We start from the raw sequence: 18,283 nt of genomic DNA, 5'->3' as shown, positions 1-18,283 counted from the left end.
GGACGATGGGAGGTACGATTAGCTATGCTAGTGAGTAACCAACACTAGCACGGTCGTCACCGCTTGCTGATAACGAGGACGGCCAAGGACAAGCCGAACCTCAGCACCCACGAATAGCCGCCATGCTAAACGTCTCCATCCTCCCTCACCTTCCGGCGAAATCGCTCCAAGCCCGATGCTCTCATAGCCGCGGCGGGCGGCCTTCGTGTCCTTAGGGGTAGACGTTGCACGGCGACGGACTTCGCCATGGTCGACTTCAGCCGGTCGAGATCGAGCACGCGGACTGCTCCACGATTGTGCATCGACCGCCTCATAATTGTCATAGCGCTTCCATTGCAGCGCAATATACTTCGACTAGAAATCGGAATGATCAGGCGACTTTCAATGATCAGACATGCTATGCGCATGCTGGCCATAATGTATTGCGTTTGCAGCCAGCCAGCCTATTCAAACCATGAAACTCAAGCGGTGGCACCGCCGCTTTCATTCTCTCAATTCTGCATTCAATATCCCGAAGACTGCCAGCGCCACGATGATCGCAGGATTCGAGATTTCCGCTCCTCAATTCAACGCTGGCGAGAACTCGCCCAGATCAATTCAACGGTGAATTTCGGCATAGCGCCAAAGAATCCGCCCGCAAGTCGAAATGATGCAGAATGGCAGATATTCCCTTACGAAGGCAATTGCGGCGACTATGCCGTCACCAAGCGTCATCTGCTGCTGCGATCCGGCTGGCCCAGCTCATCAGTCCTTCTCGCCGAGGTCATCATTCGAGCAACCGGAGAGCACCACCTCGTGCTGCTTGTGCGTGAGGGAAGAGCGGTCCTTGTACTCGATAATCTGAGCCCGGTCGTGACGCCGCTAGTCGATGCGCTGGATCGGTACATCATCGTGCGCGCGGAGTCTGGCACAGATCCACAACGGTGGACACGGGACGTCGCCGCCTTCTAGCTAGGCTATTGGCCGACTACCGGGCCAAGCCTGAAAGCTGTCGTCAATCCGATCCAGCTTTTCTCTGCGGAGGACCTTTGGCACACCCGCTGCAGCCAAGCTGCCGTTAATCTAAGCTTGATTTTCGTACTGTTTGACCCTCCCTAGCCAAGTCAATTCCGTGTAAGCACAGATTTCCATTTTTGGGACTGATATGACAAAGAAACGAGCACTTATTACCGGCGTCACCGGCCAGGACGGCGCTTATTTGGCCGAACTTCTTCTACAGAAGGGATACGAGGTCCACGGCATCAAGCGCCGGACCTCCCTCTTCAATACCGACCGAATCGATCACCTTTACCTTGACCCGCATGAGCCGGACCCGCCGTTCCGGTTGCACTACGGCGATCTCACGGACTCGTCGAGTCTGATCCGGATCGTCGGGCAGGTGCAGCCTAATGAGATCTACAATCTCGCCGCCCAAAGCCATGTTGCCGTTTCGTTTGAGGAACCGGAATACACCGCAAATTCAGACGCGCTGGGCGCGCTTCGGATTTTAGAGGCAATCCGGATCGTTGGCCTGGAGAAGAAGACGCGTTTCTACCAAGCCTCGACGTCCGAACTCTATGGCCTCGTGCAGGAGATCCCGCAAAAGGAGACGACGCCCTTCTACCCACGTTCCCCTTACGCGGTCGCCAAGCTCTACGCGTATTGGATCACCGTGAACTATCGTGAAGCCTACGGCATGTATGCCTGCAATGGTATCCTGTTCAATCACGAGTCTCCCGTCCGCGGCGAGACCTTTGTCACCCGAAAAATCACGCGCGCCCTGGCGCGGATCCATTTGGGCCTGCAGGAACGTTTATATCTCGGTAATCTCGACGCGCTGCGCGACTGGGGACATGCCCGCGATTATGTTGAGATGCAGTGGTTGATGTTGCAGCAGGAGACGGCAGAGGATTTCGTCATCGCTACCGGCAAACAACACTCGGTGAGGGACTTCGTCAATGTCGCGGCCAGCGAGATTGGAATGCGAATTCGCTGGGAAGGCGCGGGGGTCGATGAAAAGGGATACGATGCTAAAACTGGAAAGTGCGTTGTATCGGTCGATCCCAGGTACTTCCGACCGACCGAAGTCGAGACGCTTCTCGGTGATCCTGCCAAGGCGAAACAGAAGCTCGGCTGGGAGCCGAAAACGTCGTTCGAGAGCCTAGTTCGGGAGATGATGAAGGAAGATCTCGAATCCGCAAAGCGGGACGAACTGATCAAGCAGCACGGCTTCCGCTACTTCGCGCGGCACGAATAGCCTGTCGGTAGGTCGTCATCACGATTGATGAGAAGCAAGTAAGCGCTCTCGCGGCGCTTACTGGTGGCTGCTCTTGCCCAAGCGCGACGTCATCGGTGTCATCCCTCTTTAGGGCAAGCGAACCGCATCTTCCACCGGCAGCGGGGAATGAGGCGTTAGATACCGGACCGACGTCTCGCTGCTCTTGCCAAGACCCCAAGGTTTCCAAGGAGATGTCTTGCCGCTATCGCCGCACTCTTGCCTTCGGTGACTTCCTGGACCTTATACTCAAAGTAGTCGGGCAAGACACGATCCAGATCGAAGGGGCTGGTTAGCGACGAAAAACCCTCGGGACAACAATCGCCGCGACAAAAAACGAGAAGGTTCTGTCGATACCAAGGCCGAATTCGGCTGTCGTCATATATCTGCGGTCGGACGCAATCGAAGGCGCTGTAACCATGGCGGCTGAAACGTTCTGCCCAGTAGGATGGCCACTGCTCATTCAGGTGGTTTCTACCGCCTTGCCCTTTGACTGCAGCAGAGAACAGCACGATTGGTGCAGCGGCCACGAGCGCGGAAACGAACTCATTCGCGCAACTCTCGGGCAAATGCTCGGCCACTTCTAACGAACACGCCAAATCGAATTTGCGGCCGATATCGGTGATGGATCGAAGGTCCATGGATCTGAACCTTTCCGACGGAATTCTGAGCTGATCACGAGGCACATAGTCGCCGTCAATTCCGAGATAATCGCTCACACCGTTCGTAGCGAATTCGTGCAGCCAGGCGCCGACACCGCAGCCGACGTCAACGACCGAATTGACTTTGAAAAGTCGAAGCACCAGCGGGACGATCACCGACGCAGATTCGAACGACCCGCCTGACTGCTCCTTAAAGAACTGCGCACCGTAGTGCTCAGCGACAGACTTCTCCATATCGACACCTCCGGACACCCAACCCACCGGACAACCAAGGCTGCGCCATGCCGGCGCATAACGTCAAGCCCGTCACTCATTGGAGTTCGCAGCAAAAATGTGACGTGTGCGATTGAGTTCCGCACTGCCACATTTGTGGTACGCGACCTCGGCTCGCGGATCGCCACTCTCAATTTCGGGCGCTGCAATAACGCGGGCTCTATCGCGGCATTACGTTCGGGTGCTTTCGGAAAAGGCCTTCCTCCCTTCTTCAATTGATCTTTCACCGACTTTGAAGCACCTGGGCAACATCGCGTATTTCGTCGAATGCGTCGCCGCTTTGCCGCCATTGTTTCCAACGGAACACTGGCGTGCTTAGCATAGAGCGGGTTGACCTCCCTTCGTGTGGAGGTCAAATTGCCGGGTGGGCTGTTCAGGCGACAAGCACAGGCGAACTCATTATGCTCACAGCGCCGCTACGTTTTGCCGGCCGATTGCGCCGCTACATTTCCCGCCGCCTTTACGGCGATCCCGACTCCTATCTTGAACTATGTTCCGGCGTGATTCATGTCGGGGCAAATGCTGGCCAAGAACGAGAGCTCTATGCCCGACATAAGCTCAAGGTGGCGTGGATAGAACCTGTCCCGGAGCAATTTGAAATGCTTCGACAAAACATCCGCGCGCTTCCTGACCAGCGGGCAATCAACGCGCTGATCGCCGATACTGATGGCAAGCCCTATACTTTCCATATCTCGAACAATGATGGCCTGTCATCGTCCATTCTGGATTTGCATGACCACAAGGACATTTGGCCGGATGTGCACTTTGTCCGCGACATAGCGATTCGTTCTTCGACGTTGAAAACGGCTCTTGAAATGTGGCAGGTCGATCCCGGACAATACAATGCCCTTGTGTTGGACACCCAGGGCTCGGAGTTGCTGGTTCTGCGAGGTGCGCAAGACATCTTGCGGCAATTCAGATTCATCAAGGCCGAAGCGGCGGACTTCGAGTCATACCGGAATTGTGCGACCGTTGATCAAATACGCTCTTATCTGAAAGCTTTTGGCTTTCAGGTGAGGCGCGAGGACCGGTTTGCGAAGCGCGCATCTGGTGGCGCCTATTTCGACATCTTGTTCGAACGCGTCTAAGGCTGAGGTCACCGAATAACGCCAACCTGCCGGCTTTGGTCCGAGCGGATATTATCTGCAGATTACTTCTCCGCGCCTGGCGGGTCAGGTCCGACTTCTCCTTCGCGTATCCGCCGACACTAGCCCTTGCCTCGCCGCCGCCCCACGAACAGCCGAAAACGGACAAACTCCCCGAACGAAATGCGTGGTACTGATTGTTCGCGCGTTTCTAGATGCAATGTGCACAGCAATAGACATGCAGCCCGTATCGCGAGCGGCGACCCATTTCAGAGCTGATGTCGAGGGGCTGAGGGCGATCGCAGTTCTATCGGTGGTCGCCTTTCATTACGGAGTTCCGGGCTTAACCGGCGGATTTGTCGGTGTAGACGTGTTCTTCGTCATATCCGGCTTCCTGATCACGCAACTTTTGCTTCGGGAGATAGCCGCGACCGGGAAAGTTGATTTTCTTGGCTTCTATGGTCGCAGGGCTAAGAGACTGTTGCCTGCCGCCTTCGCGGTCACGCTAGCGACCTTGATCATCGGATACTTCGTGCTGGCGCCCTTTGAACAGAAGGAGATGGCCAAGTCGGCCGCAGCTTCAGCGCTGTATGCCGCCAATGTTTGGCTCCTCCGCCAATCCATGAACTATTTCGCCCCCGAAAGTTCGCTCAATCCCTTCCTTCATACGTGGTCACTTTCAGTCGAGGAACAATTTTACTTGGTCTGGCCCGCGTTTCTCCTCATTGTCGGTCGCTTCAGCCAAAAGATCATCCTGCTAGCTTTGCTGATCGTAGTGTTCGGATCGTTCGCTGGCTGCATCTACCTGACCTACGGCAAGCAAGCTTGGGCGTTCTATCTCGCGCCCCCTCGGGCGTGGGAGTTTGGAGCAGGAGCTCTGATCGCAACAAGACCCTTCGAGCGCTGGGCAAAGCAGCCTGGCTCGAGTTCAATCGTTGGATGGTTGTCATTCGCACTTCTCATCCTGTCATTCTTTGCTATCGACGGCTTCATGGCGTTCCCGGGAGTCGTTGCCGTTGTTCCAGTGGCAGCTACAGCACTGCTGCTGCTCACGGGGAACAATGCTGCTGGGCCGTCGGCTTTGCTCAGGACGCATCCGTTTCAGTTCTTCGGTGCCCGGTCTTATGCCATTTACCTCTGGCATTGGCCGATTGCAGTTCTTGGTACGGTGCTTGTTGGCAGCACGGCACTCGCCAATTGCCTTTTCTTTGCCATGACAATCGTTCTCTCGTCGCTCAGCCTCGCCTGGCTCGAATACCCCATCAGAGCTAGTCACTGGCTGGCACAACGATCTGTACGATCAATAGTCATGGGTGGCGCCGTTACGATAGCCGCCACGGTTGCCGGCATCCTTTCGTTCGCCATTGCGCAGTACGTCACGAATGGCGCGCAAGCGAAGATAGTTGCTTCGACTTCGAAATATTCGCTCTCGAGCGAGAGTGGTTGTCTGGCCGGGTTCACCACACAAAGTCCCATCCGCTGCGTGTTCGGCCCATCTAGCTATACAAAGACAATTGTGCTGTTGGGAGATTCTCACGCCGATCAATGGACGACCGCGCTCGCGGCTATTGCCGAACAGAGAGGATGGCGGCTTATTACCTACCTGAAGGCCTCGTGTCCTATCGCCGATATCCCGGTTTCCGAGGTATACAGTTTGCGACTTCGTCGGCTTTCGCCCCAGTGCGCAAGCTGGCGCGAGCAGGCAATCGCGATGATAAAAACTCAAGATAGCCCTGACGCGATACTGTTGACGCAGTTTTCGAGCGGAAACGTCAAGGGACCATTCACCAATCTGGGACCTCACGCAGTGAGCATTGAGACCTGGGAGCGTGGATTATTTGGAGCGCTCAAGGAACTCGAACCGGTCAACGCCAAGCTCATTGTGATCGGCGACAATCCCACTCCTTACCACCCGGTCGGCAATTGTCTTGCTCGGGCGGAATGGCGGCGCTTACCATTTAGCACCTGCAGTCGCAGTCTTTCGCTCACTACAAGCAACGAGGTGTTCGAAGCAGAGCAACGTGCCGTCTCGTCCATCAACAACGCGCGCATGATCGACCTAACATCGTCGATCTGCACAGGCTTGGTATGTCCGGCCATTCGCGACGGCGTCGTTGTCTATAGAGACGCAAACCATCTCACAGTCGATTTCACACTAGTGCTTATGGATCGTCTCGCCGCAGAACTAACAGCCGCCCTCTGAGGAAAATCGTATCGGTCAAGCATCGCAGCGAGCGAGACTCGGGTGTGAGCGCTCATCGCGGCACTTACTTCCGGCTAGTCTCGGTCGACAAAACTATCGCAGCGCAGCTGGTTGAGGCTAGGCACCTCAGGGCACCCGAACCGCATCCTCCACCGGCAATGCAACGTTGTCGTTAGCGCCTGCCGAGCCGCTTTCCTCTTTCCCAGTTGAGTTGGACTCGCCTGCCATGACTTCCGCCCACCGCCGAACGATGGCCCACCGATCCCATCGCTCGAGGGCGCGCTTTCGTCCTTCATCGCCGTAACGCCGGCGGAGTGCGGGCGACTCACTGAGCTGGCAGATCGCAACTTCCAGAGCGGACAAATCTCCCGCCGGAATCACGAGACCGGCGCCGGTCACTTCCGCCGCCAGCCCGGTACCTTCTTCGGCCATCGCTATGACCGGCCGCGCGGACGCGAAGATCGCACCAAGTTTCGAGGGCAACACCAGATCGGCCGCCTCGGCCTTCTGCGGAATGAGATGAAAATCGGCCGTCGCCATCAATTCGTTGAAGCTCTCGTTGGGCTGAAGTCCGAAAAAATGGATGTTGGAATGTCCGGCGCCCATCTGCTCGAGCCTCGTTTTGTGCGGTCCCTCGCCAGCAAGAATAAAGTGAACATTTGGACGGCTTTGCTCCAAGCTGACCGCAGCCTCGATTACGAGATCGAGCCCCTGCTTGTTCGACATCGTTCCAGAGTAGAGCGCAACAATATCGCCCTCGCCAAGGTTTAACTGCCGGCGGTATTTTGTCATTCGTGATCCGGGGCAGACCGCGCTGGTATCAATCCAGTTTCTGACCTCAAGCGCTTTGTTGGGCGCTAGCCCCTTGATTACCAGGCGCAGCAGCATCGCCTCAGAAATAGTTGAGACGCGATCGAATGATTTGAGGATTGCAGCTTCCGTTCTCAACATCCACTTGCGCAGTGAATGGTTGCGCAGCAGACCAAGATCGAATGCCGCGTCCACCTCGAAGTCCTGCACATGAAGCCATGATTTGGCACCGACGCGACGAGCGACGAACGAGACGAAGGCAGCCGACATCAGCGATGGCGCGACAGCGATCATAACGTCTGGTCGCCAGGATAGCGCCTCGAAGAGGACCGGCGCCGCGCTTGTGAGCGCGAACGAAGCATGATGGACCAGCCGTTTAGCGCCCGAGGGATGTCCGGGCACGTAAATCGGCGCACGTGTTACTCGAACACCGCCAACATCTCTCGGTCTGAAGTACGACGATTTGAACGCGGAGGGGATCTTCCAGGCCGGATAATAGGGAGGCGCCGTAATGACTCGAACTTCATGACCGTCGGCTGCCAAACTTTCGCAGAGCTCGGCGTTGTATTTCGCAACGCCGATCAGATCTGGGGCATAGTTGATGCCCACCAAGAGAACACGCATAAAGCCCCGCCCAAGTCAAAGTTCAGAATAAAAAAGCTTTGTTGTAGTCTAAGTCGTCTACTCAGCGCGTTGTGCTGACTTCCAGATGACGTCCGTAGCCTTCCAAGAAATCTGCGTATGCGGCCGCGAGGCCGGCCCGCAGAGCAACGTTCGGTCGCCAACCAAGACCTCGAATTCTCGAGCTATCCAGCAGCTTACGTGGCGTTCCGTCAGGCTTGGAGGTATCGAACGCGAGCCTGCCTCCATAGCCCACGACTTCCGCGACGGCCGCCGCGAAGTCGGCGATCGATAACTCATCACCACTACCGACGTTTATCGGCAGGTCGCTCGAATAATTCTTCAGAAGGAAAACGCAGGCATCGGCGAAATCATCAACGTTGAGAAATTCGCGGAGCGGCGTGCCGGTGCCCCATACGGAGACGCTCGGCGCATTGGCGATCTTGGCTTCGTGGAAGCGCCGGATCAGCGCTGCAGGGACGTGACTATGGTCCGGATGATAGTTGTCGCCGCGGCCGTAGAGATTGGTCGGCATCACCGAGATGAAATCATCGCCATATTGCCGCCGATACGCCTGGCACATCTTGAGGCCGGCAATCTTGGCGATCGCATACCATTCGTTGGTCGGCTCAAGCGGCCCCGTCAGCAATTCGCTTTCGGCGATCGGCTGCTTGGCGTGCTTGGGATAGATACAGGATGAGCCGAGGAACAACAGGCGCTGCACGCCAACCGCGTGACTTGCGCGGATGACGTTCAATTCCACCGCAAGATTGTCGCAGAGAAAGTCGACCGGGAAACTGTTGTTGGCTGCGATACCGCCGACCTTTGCAGCGGCGTGCACCACAACGTCGGGACGATTGGCCTGAAGCCATTTCAGCGTGGGCTCTTCCTTTGTGAGGTCCAGTTCACGCCGGTCGGCCGTCAGCACAGTGCAATTCTCTGATGCAAGCCTTCGGACGACAGCTGATCCGACCATGCCGCGGTGACCCGCGACAAAGACACGTTTGCCCGTGAGATCGTAGGTTGAAACCCCTGTCATCGTATCCTCTAACAGCGGCCGATTGGCCGGATCACCACTCCCAGGAGATCCAGCCACCGCCGCCTTAAACAATCACGCTGCCGATGCAGCCCCGTCAATCCGGTAACACAATCTTCACCATGCGAAAGCCTATCCCGGCCCAACAAAGATATTCATGGTGAACCTGCGCTGCGCGCACAAAAGAGCAGCACTCTGCGAAACAAAAACGAGCAAGGCAGCCGCATGAGCTGTGCGGCTGCCTTTAAATCTTTGCAAGAAACGGCGGCCGCCGCTTGTTCAGCCCAAGCTTAGTATGCCCGACGGAGGACAGGGCCGACAGGCGCGCAAACGCGGTCCATGTACCAGCCATAGGGCGTCTCGACCCGCACCAGGGGGCAACGGCGCACCGGCACATAGCGGTACGGGTACGGCTGCGCCCAGAACGTAACGGGCGTCACCTGGCTCTCGCCCGTGAGCAGGGCTGCCGGTGCGGGCATTTGCATCGCGGCGCTTGCTCCGCTCGCTGCGCCGAGGGAAACAATCGCGGCCAAAAGACCTGCTCGCATCAACGTCTTAAACATCCCAAAAAGCTCCTCGCCCCTACGGATTTGATCCCCCGCCCCGCGCCCGTCAGACCCCAGCCAACCGACTTCACAGGTCGTAAACCACTCCGCGACTAGCCCAAATAGTGAACCGAACTTTACCAAGGCGATCGGTAGAAAAGCAACCGATGCCACGGCGGCCAACGGCCTTTTGGGTCGATATGGCGCACAGGTGTGGCTTCTTGGTCCTACTTTTCCTCGCTCCAGGCGCCCGGGGCAGCGAGGTCGGGTGAACGGCGGTACACATCCCGAAGGAACTGGTAGTTGACCGTCTGAGCCAGCGGCACGTCTTCCTCGCCGAGCTTGGCGAAAATGAGAATATCCCGGAGCGTCCGCCAGCGGCTTTCGTCGTAGTCGCCAATACGACCGCCCGTCGGCAGCACCAACGGCCGCTGCTGCTGCAGCTCGAATTTCAGCCGCTCAGAGCTCAGCCTGGTCGGGCCGGCGCCGGCGAGAACGGGCACGCTCCGTGCATAGTCCGCGTAGGTAAATTGCCATCCTCGAATGAGGCCCTGAAGGATGTCGGCAATCATGGATGGCTGTTCATGGACGAGACCATTGCTCGCGAAGTAGACCAAGCCAGGGACATGGATGCCGTAGTCTTGCGGCTTGATGACATTCAGCTTCACGAAAGCCGAACTGGAGGGATCGGGTTGCTCGTCGATTGCGGTGATGATCGCATCCACCTCCCCGGCCCGCAGAGCCTCGAAGCTGTCGCGGCCTGGGACCTTGGTGATCTGGCTCCGGGGAAGCCCGAGCTGCGCCATCATGGCATCGAAAACGACGTCTCCCTCACTCGCCCTGCGGTATCCGACCCGCTTTCCGACCAGATCAGCCGGTCGCCGCAATCCCGAGGCTTCGAGCGTGAAAATCGCGACAGAAGTATCGAGAAAGCTCGCAGCAAACGCGGTCACGGGCACGCCACGCCAGCTCGCCAGCAAGAACTTCTGGCCGCTCGTCACGCCGATGGCATGTTGGCGTGCAATGGTTTGGACGAAGTCAGGGTCTTCAGGCTGGGCCGACATCTCAATGCGGGAGGAGAAGTATCCCTGTCTGGATGCAGCGAGTTCGCCGGCAAACCGCGCGCCATATGGCCCGTCCAGGAGAAGCTTCACTGCGGCGGCCCTGGAAGCTGTCGGAGCTCGCATGGGCGCCCCATCGGGACGGAGAACGAGGAGCACGATTCCTACCAACGCGACGACTGCAAGGCCAATGGCGAGGTACCGCTTCCCTCTCGGCCGAGGTCGCCGCCGGGACTGGGTTCGAGGCAACGAGAACTTCCTAACGGGTTGTGAAATTTAACATATCAGTCACGAGGCGAGATGGGCTACAATACAGCTTGTGGGGTAAGGTTAATTTTTCCTTCGCCTTGTTCTAACAGCGATTTTGACCGATAGCACGGCGCGTTCGGGCAATGAATATTGCGTCAATGGGTTTGGCAGGATGACTATTCTTTCCACGCGACCGGTGCCCGTCGCTGATTCGGCGGGGGAAATTGGCGTGGTCGCGCCAATTGCATCAACAGCTACAGGCTTTGCGCCGAGCTGGTTGCGCCCTGTGGTTGTGGAACGTTCGATGGCCGTGATCGATGCGGCGCTGATCGTGGTCAGCGGGATCGGCTGCGCGGTCGGCTATCATGTCGCGACCGCGGGCACGCTCGGCAAGGCCGACGTCTATGCGGCGGCGAGCCTGCTTGTCGCGATCAATTTCGTGCTTCTGACGATCGTGCAGCAGGGCTATCGCCTCAAGAACATCACGAACCTGCCGCGCACGTTCCGGATGACGCTGACGACGTGGACCTTTCTGTTCGGCGCGCTGCTGGCGATCGCCTTCACGATGAAGGTCAGCGACGAATTCTCCCGCGGCACCACGATCTCGTTCTATCTGATCGGCCTCGCCGTCCTCATCGCCTGGAAGACCGCCGCCGCGCGCTGGACCGCGCATGCCTTGCGCACCGGCGCCTTCGCCAACGGCCGCGCGCTTCTGATCGCCGAGTTCGGCCTTGCCACCTCGTCCAACACGGTCGACGACCTCGGCCAGCGCGGCTACCGCCTGATGCGGGTGATGGAGGTCCGGCCCAAGGAGCTCGATTCGCCGCTGCTGCTGTCTTCGCTGGCGCCGCGCTTCGAGGAGCTGATCAGTTACGCGCGCGAGAACCGGATCGAGCACGTCTTCCTGCTGATCAACTGGAGCCGGCAGCATGCGATCGACAGCATTCTGGACGTGCTGAAGATCCTCCCCGTTCCGGTGCATCTGGTGCCGGACGCCAACACGGCGCGCTTCCTGCGCTATCCGCTTGAAGGCACCGGCAACACCTTCACCGCCGAGCTGCGCCGCGCCCCGCTCTCTTATCGCGAACGCGCGCTCAAGCGCGCGCTGGACCTCGTCGGCGCGAGCTTTGCGCTTTTCGTGTTCGCGCCGGTGATGCTGGTGACCGCGATCGTGATCAAGCTGACCTCGAAGGGCCCGGTGTTCTTCCGCCAGACCCGCCACGGCTTTGGCGGGCGCGCGTTCAGGATCTTCAAGTTCCGCACCATGCGCGTGCTCGAGGACGGCCCGACGATCGTGCAGGCGCAGAAGAACGACCCGCGCGTGACGCCAATCGGCAAATGGCTGCGCAAGACCTCGATCGACGAGCTGCCGCAGCTCCTCAACGTGCTCAAGGGCGACATGTCGCTGGTCGGCCCCCGCCCGCACGCGGCCGCCCACAACACCGAATATGAGCAGATCATCGGCAACTACGCCTTCCGCCACCACGTCAAGCCCGGCATCACCGGCTGGGCCCAGGTTAATGGTTATCGCGGAGAAACCCGCACGCTCGAGCTGATGCAGAAGCGCGTGGAGCATGATCTGTGGTACATCAATAATTGGAGCTTGTGGTTAGATCTGAGGATCATTCTCGGAACAGCCTTGAGCGCTTTCGGGCAGAGCAAGGCCTACTAACTCGCCGTCGGGGGAGATCTTCTTGAATTTAATTGAGCGCATTTATCGAGCGGATCAAAGCCGCAAGTCCCGCTTTCACACTGCGTCTGGCGTCCTGTGCGTCAATCCGTTTGAGGTCGCCTATGCGGCAACCACCACGCTAAGCCGGGCGATGTTCGGCGTCCTCGTCAGGCGCCCTTGGCTGGTTGGAAAAGCGCTCCCAATCATTGAGAGTCGCGTGCCCGGCGCACGCGTTTTTGAGTATGGTGCCGGGATGTCAACATTGTGGTTCTCAAACAAGGCGGCCTTTGTTGCGTCAGTAGAGTCAAATGCCGGATGGGCCGAGAGACTAAATGCGATCTTGACTGCAGAAGGCCGTCCGCCAGTTGTTTTGCGCACGGATCCCGAGGCCTATGCCCGCCAAATCGAATCAGTCGAAGGATCATTCGATATTATTCTCGTCGACGGCATCAACCGCCGGCGATGCGTTGAGGAGTGCGTACCTCGGCTGCGGAAAGGCGGCCTTTTGATACTCGACAATACCGATGTTAACACTGACTTGATTCCTGCAGCCCTCAGCACCGCCAATTTCGATGTCAAACAATACTCCGGCTATGCGCCTGGAGTACTGCATCCAAACGAGACGTCGGTTCTTACGAAATTGTGCTGAAATGGCGCGGAAGAGCGACCAGCGGCCAACGTACCAAGACCTTTCGCGATCCAAAGCACCGCCTGGTTTTAGAGGACGTTCCGGCATAGTCGTGCTGATTTGGCAAACAATTCAGCAAACACTCTTCGCGTGGTCACCTCAACCAGCCTACGGTTGGCGGCGGTGGCTCTTGCGGGCATTTGGCGCCGAAGTTGGAAAGGGCGTACTCGTAAGATCCACAGTCAGGGTTACCTATCCGTGGAAGGTAAAACTCGGCGATCACTGCTGGGTTGGCGATCACGCAGAACTCTATAGTCTAGGCCCGATCACCGTTGGCGATAATGCAGTTGTGTCTCAACGCACTTACGTTTGCGCAGCAACGCATGACTACAAGGATATTACCTTTCCTCTGGTCGCCAAACCGGTCGTAATCGAGCGGGAAGCTTGGGTCGCTGCTGATTGCTTCATTGCACCCGGAGTGACAATTGGGGCCGGTGCAATCATCGGCGCTCGCAGCACCGTGCTGCATTCGGTGGCACCAGCAGCAATCGTCGCCGGCCACCCTGCCGAACCTATAGGGCATCGAAGTGTCTCAGGCTAACGGTCCTATTCGCCCCCACCTCATTGCTGTTGGCCAAATCCCGCCGCCAGTAACAGGTTATGCATATATCACCGCGCGCATGATCGAAACGCTAGGCCGAACTGCTGATGTTGAGGCCATCAACATCTCGCCGGGAGGGAGAAATGGTCTCGCAAAGCACATTCACAAGAGCCGGATGACCTTTTGCGCCTGCTGGCGAATGATACGAAACAGAACTCACCCTCGCATCATGTACATGGGGTGTGAGGGCGACTGGGGCCTCATCTACACCTTGATCCTGGCAGTTGCCGCTCGTGCATTAGGATACGTGATCTTTCTGCACCATCACAGCTTCAGTTATGTTGATCGGCCTTATCGGTTGATGCGCGCAGTTATGCGAGTAGGCGGCGATCGCATCCGTCACATCTTCCTGTGTTCTAGGATGCAGAAGTGTTTTGAAAACACCTACGGAGACGTCGCCAGCGCTAACATCATCTCAAATGCTGCATTTGTGAACGCCTACACTGATTTGGAAGTGCCAACAGAGCCCAAGCCTCTTAGATTAGGGCTGCTTAGCAACCTGACAAGGGAAAAAGGTCTTTACACGTTCATCGAATTGCTGCGTCTACTCCGACGATCAAATATCGAAGTGAAGGGAATATTGGCGGGCCCCATCACCGACGCACAAGACATGGCAAACGTGACGTCCGCCGTGTCGGAGTTGGGCGGAACCTTGGCCTATATCGGTCCCATCTACGGGACAACCAAGGACAGCTTCTATCGTGAAATAGATATCTTTGTTTTTCCTACTGAGTATGCAAACGAAGCGCAACCAACCGTGCTATTCGAGGCCTTGGCGTCAGGCAGTAGAATCGTTGCATACGACCGTGGGTGCATTGCCAGCCAAATCGGCACCCACGGCCTCACAATTCCCATCGGCAGCGACTTTTGCAAAGAGGCCTATCGCTACATCAAGCGCACCGCGGAGGAGAAGCGCGATATTCTCAACCAGCGAAGCTCCATTGTTCGAAGTTTTAGAGATATGCAGCGCGGCGCGCTCGAATCGGCCCGGAGTCTTCTCCAGACTTCAACTGAGCAGAAAGCATCGCCCATTCATGAGTCTTCTCTATGAAATTGGTCATTTACCACAATATCATGTGGGCTCGATACAAAGCCGCGGTCTTCTCAGTCCTCTACCGGCAAACCGCCGCGTCGGGAGTCGATTTAAAGATCTATCAGATCGCTGAGACCGAGAGCGATAGGGTTGCCCTTTCACCCGTCGATACTGACTGGCATTCGTACCCTTATGAGTTGCTGTTTAAGGGAGCCTATTCGAGCGTCCCTAAATTTAAGCTTGTCCGAGAGCTCGCACGGCGTGCATGGGCCGACGAAGCCGACTTAACGATCCTAACGGGCTATGAGCGACCAGAGATATGGATACAGGCTCTTATTCTTTTTCTTCGGCACAAGCGCTTTGCTTGGTTTTGCGATTCGACCGTCTACGACAATCCGCAGACCACGCTAAGGGGCTTAGCCAAACGCGTACTCTTCTGGATGGCTGATGGCATCTTTTGCTATGGCCAGCGGTCACAGCAATACCTCTCACTCTACGGCGTACCAAACGGCAAGATATTCATTCGCCGCCAAGCGGCAGCACTGCCTCAGGAATATTCCAAGGAAGCCGTGCTAAGACGTCGGGCAGCCTCAGCCTCAAGCCCTGAACGACCTCGGTACCTGTATGTAGGACGGCTCTCTCCCGAAAAGAGCATTGAGCAACTATTTCTCGCATTCTCGAAAGTCGTTGCCCAATATCCTTTCGCATCACTGGTGGTCGTCGGCCGCGGCCCACAAGAGAATGCGTTGCGCCGCCTAGCAGATCAATTAGGTATATCGTCATCCGTGGAGTTTGCTGGTGCCAAATTCGACGAGGCACTGATTGACGAATACTACCAGGCCACCTGCCTCGTTCTTCCGAGCCGGAGTGAGCCCTGGGGCCTAGTGGTCAACGAGAGTTTGAGCTATGGCTGCCCCGCAATCGTAAATTTTCGCTGCGGCTGTGTGCCAGAGCTGATCATTGACGGCATTACGGGACACTCATTTGAAGACGAGAACATACAGGACCTTACCGAGAAGCTCTTAGCCGCTCCGGCAAAGTTTAAGGACTCGCTCGCGACCGCCCGATCCTGTCTAGACAAGATCGCAGAGTTCACGCCAATTGTCGCGGGCGCTGGCATTCTTCGAGGAGCTGCAACGATCACAGGTCGCGATTCGCGCGCTGCCAAGTTGGACAAAAATTCGAATGAATACCCGCAGTAACCTCTCACCACGCCCTAGAACTGCTCAACCGCTCTTCTATCCGATACTCGGCGGCGAGTGGGATCTGGGCTTAGTTAGGCTCTCAGGCCAGGGCCTTGGAAATAGCTTCTACACGTATTTTCACGCGTATCTCCTTGCGAGAAAGCACGAAGGCAAACTAATCTACCCCGCTTGGCTCTCCTTGAAGATGGGCCCTCTCCGTCGCGGCGATGCAAGCAAGCGCGTCTACTCCGGTTTGTTTCGACCTATGCCGGATGAAATCGCCGGACTCAAGAAGTTCTTGCTTTTGCAAAAGGCAGCTTTTGAACGGAACATGGTCGCGATCGGAGACGAACAGAACGCCCCGTCGATCTCCCCATCACAAATAAATCTCGTCTACTCTCAGTCTTTCACTTTCAAAGGACTGCACGAAGATCGAGCAGCAATTCGAACCCGGCTTCTCAGTATGATAAGAGAGGCACCTCCGGCTGGCTTTACTTGGGGAAACAGTCCGTACGTCGTCGTGCACGTCAGATTGGGTGATTTTGCCAAGGCTACAGATGTAGCCGCCGTGAACGGCGGGGTCGCAAATACTAGAATTCCCATCTCGTGGTATGTGAACCTGATTCAACTGCTCAAAGAACGCGCTCCTGATCGGCCAATCCTGATTGTATCAGACGGACGGGAGGCTGAGCTCGCAGACTTGATCAGCGCCGGAGCGAAACTCGTTCGTACCGGATCGGATATCGGGGATCTTCTCCTTCTGTCATCGGCATCTCTCTTGGTTGGATCCAACTCCACCTTTTCACGCTGGGCCGCCTTTTTAGGGGATATGCCGGCCATTTGGTCGGCTCGTCCGACGCAGAACCTAAATCCGTCCTTGGACGATGCGAAGATGCACTATCTGCCTGTGGGCACCGAAACATCTCTAGAACCAGACGCGGTGTAGCGCTTGAGCTCTCCGATGACCGCCGACCGACTCCGTCTGATCGCCTCCATCGCGTTCAATGTCATTTCAAAGTCGCCAGCCGTACTGAACATTGCGTTCATTCTTCCGCTCATTCACAAGAGCCTCGGAACTGCACTGTATGGCGAATTCCTGTCAATGCTTGCACTCGGCTCTTCTTTTACCCTCTTCTTCGGAGGAATTAACACTGTTTCGAGGCGCCACCTGAGCGCTGCCCATGGCTCGAACAACAAAGCGGAAGAATCAAAGATTATATCGGATGCGGTAGGTTGCGCGATGATCGCTGCGATCCTATCCGGCATAGTTGTCGCAGCAATTGCTAGCCGAACTGCGAGCGCGCCCGCGCTTGTATTCGCTGCCCTCTTACCGATATTTGCGGCATTCACCAACACTTTCGATAACCTGAGGGCAGCCTATAACGAGCACTACATAACTGCGATACTTCAAACAATCGCTCAAGTCATAGTGTACGTTTGGGTCATATATTCAGGTTTGGAACCGGGCGCCCTATTGGCTTCAGCGCTTACGTTGCAGCTTCCTTTCATTGTCGCCAGCGTCCTCACGTTCCTTTTGCTCTTGTGGAAACGAGACCATCTCAGAGTCGTAGCTGCTCCACAGCGTATTGCTGCCACGTTCAGGTCTGCCTTCTACGTAACGTTATCCGACGGAGCACTCTTCGCCGCGCTCAATGCGAGCCTCTACGGACTTGGCGCCCTTGGTGCCGTCGGCGTCGCCGCTTGGTACGGCACTCTAATCCGCGTCTTCCAGACTCTGCTTTCCCCGGCACTTCTAATTATGCTCCCGATCACCAGCTTTATCGCAATCCGCTGGGTTAGCTGGACGACAATTCAGCGCACGAAAGCGTGGCGATCAGTTGCTGCCATTTCCTTTGGGTACGGAATTCTAGTTTCTCTGTTGTTCACGATCGGAGCAAATCCCTATTTGACCGCACTGTTTCCGGACGTCCCTCGCTTCAGCGCCTTTCACTTGATCTGCCTCGCTTTCTTTTTTGGGACGGTCGTTTGTCAGAAAGTCTACAGCCAGTTCACTTATTCGATTGCCGAGGGAAAGTCTCTCGCCGTCGGAATCTTTGGATCAGTTTGCATGGGCTTGTTAACTGCAACGATCGGATTCCTGCGATTCGAGCCTTTGAACGCACTCGACTTTCTCGCATTGGCTACGGGAATTCCACTAGTTCTGGTAGTCGTCTCTGATCTAGTTCTTGGAAATCGGCACCAACGCGAAAAGCCCATTGCTTCTGGCAGCAGGCCGTGATTGCCCATTCATGTCGTTAGTTGGGCAGGCTCGGCTTCCCCACTGCCCCTCCTCAATTCCCGCAGAT

16 protein-coding genes are annotated in these 18,283 nt (G+C 56.7%); 11 read left to right on the top strand and 5 right to left on the bottom strand.

Annotation, left to right across the window (positions count from 1 at the left end; genetic code table 11):
- Positions 1-384 precede the first annotated feature (384 nt).
- Together BLV07_RS11375 and gmd are read left to right on the top strand one after the other, a co-directional pair.
- The gene (locus tag BLV07_RS11375) at positions 385-951 is read left to right on the top strand and encodes a transglutaminase-like cysteine peptidase (RefSeq protein ID WP_091884565.1); all 567 of its coding nucleotides are present in this window, start codon (positions 385-387) and stop codon (positions 949-951) included.
- 193 nt (positions 952-1,144) lie between these two features.
- Entirely contained in the window at positions 1,145-2,236 is a 1,092-nt protein-coding gene (gene gmd / locus BLV07_RS11370; protein WP_091884560.1) for a GDP-mannose 4,6-dehydratase, read from the top strand.
- A gap of 155 nt (positions 2,237-2,391) precedes the next feature.
- On the opposite strand, the gene BLV07_RS11365 is transcribed toward gmd, so the two are convergent.
- Positions 2,392-3,150, bottom strand: a complete 759-nt coding sequence (locus tag BLV07_RS11365) for a class I SAM-dependent methyltransferase (protein ID WP_091884555.1) — start codon at positions 3,148-3,150, stop codon at positions 2,392-2,394.
- 440 nt (positions 3,151-3,590) lie between these two features.
- On the opposite strand from BLV07_RS11365, the gene BLV07_RS11360 reads away from it, so the two are divergent.
- Both BLV07_RS11360 and BLV07_RS11355 read left to right on the top strand, forming a co-directional pair.
- Complete coding sequence (locus BLV07_RS11360) at positions 3,591-4,277, top strand: FkbM family methyltransferase (RefSeq protein ID WP_091884551.1); 687 nt, start codon at positions 3,591-3,593, stop codon at positions 4,275-4,277.
- 184 nt (positions 4,278-4,461) lie between these two features.
- Positions 4,462-6,477: an acyltransferase family protein gene (locus BLV07_RS11355; protein ID WP_143035384.1), complete on the top strand. Its 2,016-nt coding sequence runs from the start codon at positions 4,462-4,464 to the stop codon at positions 6,475-6,477.
- Positions 6,478-6,603: 126 nt separating this feature from the next.
- Here BLV07_RS11355 and BLV07_RS11350 read toward each other — a convergent pair whose 3' ends face one another.
- The 4 genes from BLV07_RS11350 to BLV07_RS11335 all read right to left on the bottom strand — a co-directional run bounded on the left by BLV07_RS11350 (position 6,604) and on the right by BLV07_RS11335 (position 10,643).
- Positions 6,604-7,911 carry a WcaI family glycosyltransferase gene (locus BLV07_RS11350; protein WP_091884541.1) on the bottom strand — a complete coding sequence of 436 codons (1,308 nt, stop codon included), beginning with the start codon at positions 7,909-7,911 and terminating at the stop codon, positions 6,604-6,606.
- Positions 7,912-7,972: 61 nt separating this feature from the next.
- Entirely contained in the window at positions 7,973-8,947 is a 975-nt protein-coding gene (locus BLV07_RS11345) for a GDP-L-fucose synthase family protein (RefSeq protein ID WP_091884537.1), read from the bottom strand.
- Positions 8,948-9,234: 287 nt separating this feature from the next.
- Positions 9,235-9,507 carry a hypothetical protein gene (locus BLV07_RS11340; RefSeq protein ID WP_244551064.1) on the bottom strand — a complete coding sequence of 91 codons (273 nt, stop codon included), beginning with the start codon at positions 9,505-9,507 and terminating at the stop codon, positions 9,235-9,237.
- Between the two features lie 209 nt (positions 9,508-9,716).
- Positions 9,717-10,643, bottom strand: coding sequence for an ABC transporter substrate-binding protein (locus BLV07_RS11335; protein WP_244551063.1), 927 nt, complete (start codon positions 10,641-10,643; stop codon positions 9,717-9,719).
- Between the two features lie 460 nt (positions 10,644-11,103).
- On the opposite strand from BLV07_RS11335, the gene BLV07_RS11330 reads away from it, so the two are divergent.
- The 7 genes from BLV07_RS11330 to BLV07_RS11300 all read left to right on the top strand — a co-directional run bounded on the left by BLV07_RS11330 (position 11,104) and on the right by BLV07_RS11300 (position 18,216).
- A complete protein-coding gene (locus BLV07_RS11330) occupies positions 11,104-12,471 on the top strand; it encodes an undecaprenyl-phosphate glucose phosphotransferase (RefSeq protein ID WP_091884528.1) in 1,368 nt (455 codons plus the stop codon).
- A 22-nt stretch (positions 12,472-12,493) separates the two neighbouring features.
- Positions 12,494-13,120 (top strand): O-methyltransferase, encoded by a 627-nt coding sequence (locus BLV07_RS46060; protein ID WP_143035383.1) that lies wholly within the window; start codon positions 12,494-12,496, stop codon positions 13,118-13,120.
- Positions 13,044-13,700: a WcaF family extracellular polysaccharide biosynthesis acetyltransferase gene (locus BLV07_RS11320; RefSeq protein ID WP_349524653.1), complete on the top strand. Its 657-nt coding sequence runs from the start codon at positions 13,044-13,046 to the stop codon at positions 13,698-13,700. Before BLV07_RS46060 ends, BLV07_RS11320 begins: the two co-directional genes overlap by 77 nt.
- 79 nt (positions 13,701-13,779) lie before the next feature.
- Positions 13,780-14,811: a glycosyltransferase family 4 protein gene (locus tag BLV07_RS11315; protein ID WP_091884515.1), complete on the top strand. Its 1,032-nt coding sequence runs from the start codon at positions 13,780-13,782 to the stop codon at positions 14,809-14,811.
- On the top strand, positions 14,808-15,995 hold the full coding sequence (locus tag BLV07_RS11310; protein ID WP_091884510.1) for a glycosyltransferase: 1,188 nt from the start codon (positions 14,808-14,810) through the stop codon (positions 15,993-15,995). The genes BLV07_RS11315 and BLV07_RS11310 overlap by 4 nt, the downstream gene beginning before the upstream one ends.
- A complete protein-coding gene (locus BLV07_RS11305) occupies positions 15,979-16,923 on the top strand; it encodes an alpha-1,2-fucosyltransferase (RefSeq protein ID WP_091884506.1) in 945 nt (314 codons plus the stop codon). Before BLV07_RS11310 ends, BLV07_RS11305 begins: the two co-directional genes overlap by 17 nt.
- A gap of 15 nt (positions 16,924-16,938) precedes the next feature.
- Positions 16,939-18,216, top strand: coding sequence for an MATE family efflux transporter (locus tag BLV07_RS11300; RefSeq protein ID WP_091884502.1), 1,278 nt, complete (start codon positions 16,939-16,941; stop codon positions 18,214-18,216).
- The last annotated feature ends 67 nt before the right edge of the window (positions 18,217-18,283 follow it).

It is taken from the genome of Bradyrhizobium sp. Rc2d, assembly GCF_900099855.1.
Classification (GTDB): domain Bacteria; phylum Pseudomonadota; class Alphaproteobacteria; order Rhizobiales; family Xanthobacteraceae; genus Bradyrhizobium.
This window is presented reverse-complemented; position numbering and strand designations above follow the sequence as displayed.